This is a genomic window from Verminephrobacter aporrectodeae subsp. tuberculatae At4 (assembly GCF_000193225.1).
Taxonomy (GTDB): domain Bacteria; phylum Pseudomonadota; class Gammaproteobacteria; order Burkholderiales; family Burkholderiaceae_C; genus Acidovorax; species Acidovorax aporrectodeae.
In genome coordinates, this window is record NZ_AFAL01000498.1 from 1 (window position 1) to 8,779 (window position 8,779).

General features: G+C 62.9%; 6 protein-coding genes and 1 pseudogene. 1 reads left to right on the forward strand and 6 read right to left on the reverse strand.

All coding sequences use genetic code 11. The annotated features are described in order from the left end of the window. A partial coding sequence (locus VTU_RS34985) for a hypothetical protein (protein WP_010106214.1) occupies nt 1–222 on the forward strand: 222 nt, incomplete at its 5' end. Between the two features lie 44 nt (nt 223–266). Here VTU_RS34985 and cas6f read toward each other — a convergent pair. From cas6f to cas1f, 6 genes and pseudogenes are all read right to left on the reverse strand, one after another. Next, nucleotides 267–833: a type I-F CRISPR-associated endoribonuclease Cas6/Csy4 gene (gene cas6f, locus VTU_RS0116590; RefSeq protein ID WP_010106216.1), complete on the reverse strand. Its 567-nt coding sequence runs from the start codon at nt 831–833 to the stop codon at nt 267–269. 8 nt (nt 834–841) lie between these two features. Continuing rightward, nucleotides 842–1,912, reverse strand: coding sequence for a type I-F CRISPR-associated protein Csy3 (gene csy3 / locus VTU_RS0116595; protein WP_010106217.1), 1,071 nt, complete (start codon nt 1,910–1,912; stop codon nt 842–844). Nucleotides 1,913–1,975: 63 nt separating this feature from the next. After that, nucleotides 1,976–3,138: pseudogene (gene csy2 / locus VTU_RS35715) on the reverse strand (type I-F CRISPR-associated protein Csy2). After that, nucleotides 3,045–4,400, reverse strand: a complete 1,356-nt coding sequence (gene csy1 / locus VTU_RS0116605) for a type I-F CRISPR-associated protein Csy1 (protein ID WP_010106219.1) — start codon at nt 4,398–4,400, stop codon at nt 3,045–3,047. Before csy1 ends, csy2 begins: the two are co-directional and overlap by 94 nt. Nucleotides 4,401–4,438: 38 nt before the next feature. Beyond that, nucleotides 4,439–7,969 carry a type I-F CRISPR-associated helicase Cas3f gene (cas3f, locus tag VTU_RS0116610; protein WP_010106220.1) on the reverse strand — a complete coding sequence of 1,177 codons (3,531 nt, stop codon included), beginning with the start codon at nt 7,967–7,969 and terminating at the stop codon, nt 4,439–4,441. After that, nucleotides 7,966–8,779 (reverse strand): type I-F CRISPR-associated endonuclease Cas1f (cas1f, locus tag VTU_RS27755; RefSeq protein ID WP_010106221.1); only part of this gene is annotated, 814 nt, incomplete at its 5' end. The genes cas1f and cas3f, both read right to left, overlap by 4 nt.

Genomic DNA, 8,779 nt, shown 5'->3' on the forward strand with positions numbered 1-8,779 from the left:
TACTCGGCAGTGAACAGCACATGTCGGACAGGGATGCTTTCGACACTTTTTCTGAGCTACCTACTCGGCAGTGAACCGACTGTCATTGCGATGATGACCTCGGGGCTATTTCTGAGCTACCTACTCGGCAGTGAACAGGATAAAAACATCCATAACCTATTGATATCCAAAGGAAAAATAGATATCTCGCAAGACTCCCCTATTTTTGAGGCTGACACGTAAGTCGTTGATTTTATTGAAGAAATGACTTGGTCACAAAAAAAGGGTCAAAACCACGGGATCGTGGATTGTGTGCTGAGTCCGTAGGTGCTAAAGCTGCCCGGGGATGGCGTGTTCATCAAGGCTCCATGGTCGATAAACAGGTGGAAGGCTTGCCCTGAGCTGGCACTGTGCAAGCTCAGATAGGGCAACGCCAATCGCTGGCCCTCTTGATCCGGAATTCGCAGGAGGGCCTCTGCGCTGTCAATCCCGTGGCGGCGCATTTGGCGCCGGCGCAGAAGCTCGGGGTTGCTCTTGGCCTGTACGCGGCGCACGGTACGGTGCTGTGTGTGTGCGGGAACGGATACGGCTTCGCTCGCCTGCACATGGTCACGCATCCCCTGCAACCAGGGCAGTGCCTGCAGGCGTTGCAGCGCAGGCTCCGTGCCATGAAGCCGCAATGTGCTACCCAGGTGCGTTCCCTGGGGGTTCAGGCCGGGAAAGCTCACCCCCACGTCGCCCGTGCCCAATTGCACCAAGGCGCGGTGCAGTTTGGCGTACAAGGCATTGAGCAAATGCGCGGGGCTGAATTCCGGGTCCGGCCGCAATGCAATGTCAATATAGTGTGTGGTCATGGAAAATCTCAGCTTGCATCGTCAGACGCTTCGTCAGAGGTTTTTTTGTTCTCTGCTTCCCCAAACACGCCGCCACGAATCAACACGGCCATTACATAGTGCTGCTGCTTCATGGATGGTTCTTTACCATTAAGCAGCCAGTTGTCCAGCAAGGTGTAGAAATCCAGCTTGCGCTTGGGCTGGCGGTAGGCCATGCTCTGTGTGGTGACCGCGCCGTAGGGTTCCACGGCAATCGGATCCAACTCACCGGTATCTTCGTACCAAGTGTCGATGGTACGCAGGGCGTTGCCGATTTTTTGGGAATGAATGGCAGCCACATCGTTCACAGCATAGAGCGTCTTGCCTTTCTTGACCTTGTTCTTGCTCTTGTCGTTGTTGAGAATCAGTTCCTGCGATGGAAATACCTCTTGTCCGGCGCCCATGCGAGCAAAAGCGGTCACTTGCAGCAGTACATGGCGCTCGCCAGTCAGTCCGTCCGCAATCACGGTCCCCAGGGACTGAACGGCATCATCATTGATAGAATCCAATTTCCGCAGATCCAGCAACAGAGCGTCAAAAACCCATGATTGCTCTGCCTTGCCATCCTTGAGCAAGTCCACCTCCACCCGCACGTTTTCTGCGCCAATGCGGTTTCGCCACAGAAAGCGGCCATTGGCCAAGTTTGCCGCATAGCGCTTGGCTAGTTCGGTAAAGCCTTCTTTTTCCTTATAAGCCTGCACCGTCTGCACCAGCTCTTTCTGATAATGGATATTATTGCAGGCCGATGGTGTGCCAGCACCGGCCAGTACACGCAGAGTGAACCGGACTTTCAGGGTATCCGCGCCGGCCGGTAATGTGGCCACATCCACCGTCTGCAGGTTAGGTTTTACAATGTCGGCGTCGAGCTTTGCGGGGTCTTTGCCTTTGGTCTTGAGGCGGTTGGAAATAGTGCCGCGCACGGACTTGGAGCGAATGGTGACTGACGCCCATCGGGATGCATTATCCCGGTCGTCCCAGCGCCCGGCGTGGAAGGTGGCGTCAGACGGGTCCAGCTTGCGCTCGAAAGCCAGAACAGATGCGGTTTTGAGGTCGTTCGACATGGGTTTAATCCTTATGCAATACGGTGTTGTGTGAATGGTGGGGTTGGCAATTTGTCTTAGCGGTTAGTCATAACTGTCGTCGTCCCAGTCCGCGTTCTCATCGGGGTCTGTGGGGGCTGGAACATAAGCATTGCGGCAGCGGTACAGACCCTTGACCTCGTCGATCTCGGCACGCCACCACAGTTCCTCTGGCTGGCTCAGGCGGTGGGGGCTGATCCACCGGCCCAGCGAGTAGACCGATTCCACAAAGCGTAGCGGCGTGCCCATGTTGCGGGCGTTGTCCACCGTGCCCGCCAGATGGCGGGGTGAGAGGGCCGCATAGCCCACGGGAATGGGAACCGTCCAGCCACTGCCCTTGCCGCGCAAGGGGTCGGCCCAGCGTTGCTTGCCGTCCGCGGGGGTGGCCTCGCCTTCCTTGGATGGCACGGGCTCGTAGTTCCAGCGTGCTGCGTGCAGCCAAGCATCCAGCAGTGTTGCGTCGGGGTTTTTTCTCGCAGTTTGGCCAAGCGCTCGGACAGCAGGTGGGCTTGCTCCACAAGGGCAAAACCGGGCAACCACTGGCGTCGCCACCAGCGAAATTGTTCGGCCCGGGCTTCGTGGTCCTCGGGCAGCACCGCCATCCAGGGCCGCACGCGTTTTCCGAGTGCCGGGCGAGATGGCAGCAGTGTGCCGCCAGCCACACGCATTTGCGAAAGAATGGCACCCGCCGCGCTGGCCCATTCCTGCATCTGCGCTTCGCCGCCCTGCACCAAACGCGGAGGGCCACCCGCCATGCGTTTTTCAGCCACGGCAAAGACCAGCGTGATATCGAGGTGGATGCGCCCTTCCTCAACGATGGCGGCAGGTTTGCCTTCTTCGAAGGCGGCCAGTTTGTCTTTTTGGCTCACCGGATTGCGGGTCAGGTTGAAAGTGCGCACATAGTCTTGCTGCGTCACCTGCTCCTGATGGTGGTGGCTGATGACACCCACGGCCTGCAACTGCAGCGGGATGTCATCCGGCGCCAGTTTGCGCTCCAGCGCCCACATCAAACCCAGGAAGGCGGTAATAGACGGGAACCCGTGCGTCAGCGGGCTGGAGATGGCGTTGGCGTTTTGCACGCGCAGATGCGGCAGGACCAAGATGGCTTCTGGTTTCATCGCGAGTCCCTTTGGCCATCGATGCGCCTGCGTTGCTCTGCCAATGTTTCGCGCCAGCCATCGTCCTTGACCAGCAGCGTACGCTGCCATTCGCGGGCCTCGACGTCGCCCACCGGCAACTGGCCTGCCAACTTGGCATTGAGCCAGTTGGCAAAGAACCTGCCAATGGTATTGGGCCAGTCCATCCATCGCCATTCCTTGGCAAAGTCGTCTTCACCGGGCAGTTCGGCGCGCAATGGGTCCAGCCACAGTTGTTCTGCACGCGCCAGCTTGTGGAAGCGCTCATCGTCCCGCGTCCAGCCTGGGGCCAAGCTTTGCTGCAACTTGGTTGCCAGCATGACCAACTCATCCACCAGCTTTTCAATATCAGCTGCGCGGCGCTCGCGCGTCGCTTGATTGGGCCGTGGGTCGCGTTCCAGAAAGCGGCGCAGGGCGCGCACTGTATTGCGCACCCCAGGCCGCTCGGGGTACAGGTGCTTGAACACCGAATCGGTATTCACCGGCAGGCGCTGCCTGCGAGGCTGCCAGATGGGGGGCAACGAGGCCAGCAAATAGTTCACCCCACCGCGCTCGCTATTCAATTGGCTGATGTTCAGCGGCTTTGTTCCACCCATCTTCTGCACGGCCAGCCCGGGGTAGTCGACAAACACACCGCCATGCGCCCTGCGCTCACGCCGTGCCTGGCGCGCGGCCTTGTTGGCCTCACCAAAGCGGGCCTCTTGCACCTGGGCATGTACACCGTGGGCCAACGAAGTGGCAAACAAGGGGGCCAGCAACTCGTAGCTATCGTCTGCGCATGCGTCACTGCCCGTCAGCCAATACAGTTGCTTGGCCCGTGTGTGTGAGCTGGTCCGGTCAGAACGGGGCTGCGTCAGGCGGAGCAAGGCATTGCGCAAGGTCTTGGCCTGCGTCGCGTCGCCATGCAATGCCCGCAGGGCGGATGCGTCTTCCTCCTGTAGTGCAGTCAGCAGGCTGCGCCCATTCACTTCCAACTTCAGGAACTTGTACACATCCAACGCGGCTGCATTGCCCACCACATCAAAATCAAAGGCATTGCCCAGTGCATGGCTGCCCAACTCGGACAGTGTGGGCAGGCTGCTTGGCTCCGCATAAAGCTGGGTGCCGCGGGCGTCGGGGTGGATCGGCTTGAGGGAATGGGTGACGGCCTGGATTTGCTGTACCCGCTGCGCGGCGTCTTCAATCCAGGCCGCCGGCTGGTACCGTGCGCGCAGTCTTTCACGCTCCGGGTCGTCTTCCTTGAGCTTGTCCAGCTTTGTCTGCAAGCGCTCCTGAATAAACGCTTGTACTGCGGCCTGGAAGCTGCTGTACGCAGGGGCGTCAGTTTCTGCCATGGAACTCGCTCTTCTCTTTGGGTGGGTGCTGATCCGAATCAATCTCCATGTGTCTTCTCCTTGGTGAATCCCAGAATGTCGTGGTAGACCCAGCCCAGTTGGCTGCGGGGCTTGGGCAGGCTGAGCACAGCGTATTTTTCTGCGCAGCTGCGCAATGGTATTCCCTCTGAATGGGCCAAGGCGGTCAATTCATTCACCAAGGAGACTTTCAGCCAAGGGGCAATGCCCGGGCCCATGCGAATCTCCTTCAATCTCTTCAACTTTTCCTCTGCCGGCGCATAGAGCTTTCCTGCTGCTTTCCGGGTATCCGTCACCATGTGCAGAAGCAGATCGTTTTCGTCCTCGTCCGGCAAAAAGGCCACGTCCACCCGCGCTGTTGAATCGTCACGAAACCGCTGGTACTGCGGCAACAGTCCCGTCAACCACAAGCACTGCCCGCTGTGCCAATGCAGCGTTGCATTGCGCAGCGGGGGCGTGAAGAACTTGCCGCTTGGCGCTCGGGGAAGCATGGTGTCGCGCATGCGCTCGTGTTCCAGATCGATCCATTTTTGTCTTGGTTTGGGCTTTTCCGCAGCCACGACACGGGGGCGGGCGTCGATGGCGAAACCCGCTGGCGGGGACTCCAGCAATTGCGTCAAGCCATGTCCTTCCAGATAAAAGCGCCAAGCGGAGTCGTGCGGTTCCTGGCCGGTCGGTTTGTCTGCCTTGGGGTCCACGCGATTCATCTCGAATCCCGGCCTGCAAAATGCCGCCTCGCCGGGGCGTTCGCAGGCGCGCAGGTTGCTGTCGAGCACCGTCATGTTGACGGCGCTGACGGCGCCGGGCCGGTGGCGGCGCACGCGGCCGGCCAGTTGTATTAGCGAGCGCATCGACGATGGCTCTACCACGGCCCAGTCGTAGTCGTGGTCGCGGCCCACTTCGGTGACCGGGCTGCCGAGCACGACGAATAGATGGTCTGGTTCCGGGTGCGCGTCCAGCAGTGCACGAATTTCGGACCGGTGCAGCACCGGATCGGCACCGCCCGGCGGTGCACGGCGGTCGAGCAGGGTGTCGAGCCGTCGTTCGATGGCCGAGCGGACCAGCAGCGGAAACTGCGCGTGGTAGACGCACAGGTGCAGGCGCACGCCGGGCGCCGGCGCGCCCTGGCGGTAGATCGCCCGGGCCACGTCGAACAGCGGATCGATGTTTGCCATGCGGATCAGGCCCAGGCTCACGCGCTTGCCGCTGTCGGGGGCCAGGCCATGGTTTTGTGGCCGCTGGTGCAGGTCCCATGCGCACTGGAGCACGAAACGGGCGAAATCCTCGCGCCGCGCGGCTTCGTCCATGGCGCCCCATGGCGTGGGCAGTGCGACGATCTGGCCTCGGCGGCGCACCTCGGCCTTGGCCAACTGGGCCACGCGCTTTTCCGCAAAGCGGGTGTGGGCCATGTGGAAGGCCGCGCCATCCGGGCAGTCCTGGGCGCTCTGGTGGAATTCGTCGATCCACAGACAGCATACGTTGACGGGTTCGTCGGGGCGCTGGCTGCGGTGCTGCTGGAGAATCGCGCGCCCCTCGCGGTAGGCCAGATACAGGCCCTGGACCAGCGCGGGCGGCAAGGTGGCCGATGACAGCAGCAGGCGTGCGCCCAGCAGTCCGGCCCAATGCACCAGGCGTGTGAGCGCGGGCAGGTCGGCCATGTCGAAGTCGTCGGGCTCGTCCAGCACCAGGTCGCCGGTCATCAGGCGCAGCATCGGAGCAATCTGGCGGCCGCCGCGCAGGCTCTCGGTTGCGGGCGTGAGGTGGTCTACGGTGCAGACCAGCAAGGGCGCGGTCAGCAGGGAGCGCAGCAGCGGGTCGTCGCTCAGGCGTTCCAGCAGCGGGTGCTGCGCGTGGCCCTCGAACAGCACCTGCCCGCCTTCGTCGAGCAGGGCCTGGCACGATGCGGAGCCGGTGCTCTCGGCCTGCTGCTCCCAGTAGTCGAATAGCGCACGGCTGGCGCTGCCGCCCACCCGGATCGCGAGTTGCTCATCCGACAGGCCCAGGTCTTTCTGAAAGCTGCGCCCGGTTTGCAGCGTGAGCGTGCGCAGGCCGATGGCAAAGGCGCAGCGCAGGCCGGTGGCCGGGTCGGCCAACGCATTCATGATGCGTGCGTTGCCCAGGGTCTTGCCGCAGCCGGTGGAGGCCATGTTGACGATGAACGCGCCCTGGGCCTCGGCCCGGTGGCGCACGCTGGCGGCCAGGTCGGCGGCCTTGTCCTGCCACTGGAACCGGGCGCTGCTGCTGCGTTTTTTCAGGCCGCGGTGGTTTTGCAGTGCGGGCAGGCTGCGCGCCAGTGTGGGCAGGGACCGGGCGATCCGCGTGGCATGGGCCTGCACGCCCAGCAGGTGCTCGTCCAGGGTTTGGTTGAAGCTTCCCTGGCGCGGGGCGGGCGCGTGTTGGCTGCCCCCGTTCTGGCGTGTGTTCGCGTACAGCGGGTACTGCGCGTTCAGGTAGGGCGCACGGCGCGCCGTGTCCTCGATGCGGGAGTAATGGTGGTCCGCCAGCATCAGGCACAGGCGCGAGACGTGCATGGTGAATGGGTCATGCAGCGCGGGGCGTTGCGCGCCGGGGGCGGCGAGGCCTTGCAGTTTTTCCGCGTAGCGCGCGGCTTGCTTGCGCCAGGACAGCAGGCCCACGGGCAGACCATGCGCAAAGCGCCAGTAGGCGCCTATCTGTGCGGGCGCCAAGTCTCCGCGGGGCTCGTTCCAGTCGGCGTTGACCCGGGCCAGCAAGTCGTGCAGCTCGTTCGCATTGACGAACGGGAGGCGCGCACCGAAGCGAAGGTATTCCGAGCCCGAACGGGACGCTTCGGGTTCGTCGTCGGGCGCGTTGCGGTTGTTCTTGACGGGTTGGCAGGGCAGGCGATGGTGCGTGAGCACCAACCAGGCCACTGCCCGCGCGAGCGGCGGGAGCTTCGCAAAGGGCGGGCTCTGGTCCGCTGCCTCGTCCAGGCCATCGCGCAGCAATCGCCCGCGGTCCAACCACAGGGCTTCAAACGACGGCCCGTCCTGGCCCTCTTGCGCGCAGGTGGCCAGGCGCGCCAGCCAGCCCGCATCGTCATCGCTGCCCACAAGCGCCTGGAACAGCCGCACCGAAACCCATTCGTGCCGGTAGTGGTTGCGCTCCAGGCAGCCGGGGTTGCGCAGTCGGTCCTGGAACGCCTGCGTGGCCTTGCCCAGGTCGTGCATCAACGCCGCCAGGGCGGTCAGCGCGCTCATCAGGGGCAGGTGGTGCCAGGTGCGCTCATCCTCGGCGCGCAGCAAGTTGCTCGTGCTGGTGTTGGTGGGCACGGCGCCTTCGGCGTTGAACTGCCGGCCGTCGCCTGCGATCCACAGCAGTTCGCTGTGGTTCAGGCCACGAATCCAGTGGCAGGCGACGGCGGTGTTCTTGCGCGCCGTCTTGCGCAGCAGCCTGCGCACGGTGTCCAGTCCGTCCGCGGTGATCGGGGTTTGCCAGGTGCGCTCGCCACGCCGTTCGGCAAATTGATCGAGGATGCGGCGGGTCTCCGTCAGGGCCCGTTTGCTGCATTGCGAGATGAAGAGCACGTTCATGGTGCGGGGCCCTGCGTGGTGGCGTGTTGCGCAGTTTCCTGCATGGCGTGTTGCGCAGTTTCCTGCATGGCGTGTTGCGCAGTTTCCTGCGCAATGGTCTTGAGCGTGTCGATCATGAAATCCAGCGATTCGCTGCGGGTCAGGGTTTCGATGCAGCGCTGCCGAAACTGTTGCTCGTCATCGCCGCGCATGGCGGACAGAAAGGACTGCGGCAGGATGGCAGCGTCCTTGACCAAGTCTGCGGCATCGAAGACCAGTCCGCCGCGCCGCATCTTTCCGTGCAGTACCGCCAAGCCATGTGGGAGCCCCAGCACCCAGGTGGCCGTGGCCCCGAGTCCGTAAGCCAGGTAGTTGCCATGGTCGAGAAAACGATTCGCCGGGTCCGTTCCGGTGCCGCGTTTGGCGCGGCTGAAGTCGCCGTAGCCGGTGGTGTCCACTGCCAGCTTGAAAAGGGCCTTGGTCAGGCGTGCCTCGTCGGTGAGCAGCGCCGTGGTGTCGGGTGCCGTGGCAATGAGCCGGATAAATTGCTCGACCAGTTCGTGCAGGCGCTGCGCATCGACTGCGAATCCGGCGTCCCGCAGGGGCCGCGCAGTCCATTGCGTTCGCAGCCGTTGCAAGCGCTGCGTCTGCAAGGCCTTGGCGGCCATGAGGCGCAGGTCGTCGTGGAACCAGAAGCGCACCCAGGCTTGCAGGTATTCGGTGGAGCGGTATTCGGATTGCGGGGCGAACCACGCGACCTCGATATCGACCTCATTCGCGCTGAACAACGGCGTGCCCCCGCCGCCGGCGAATCCGACGAGCACGCCCGCC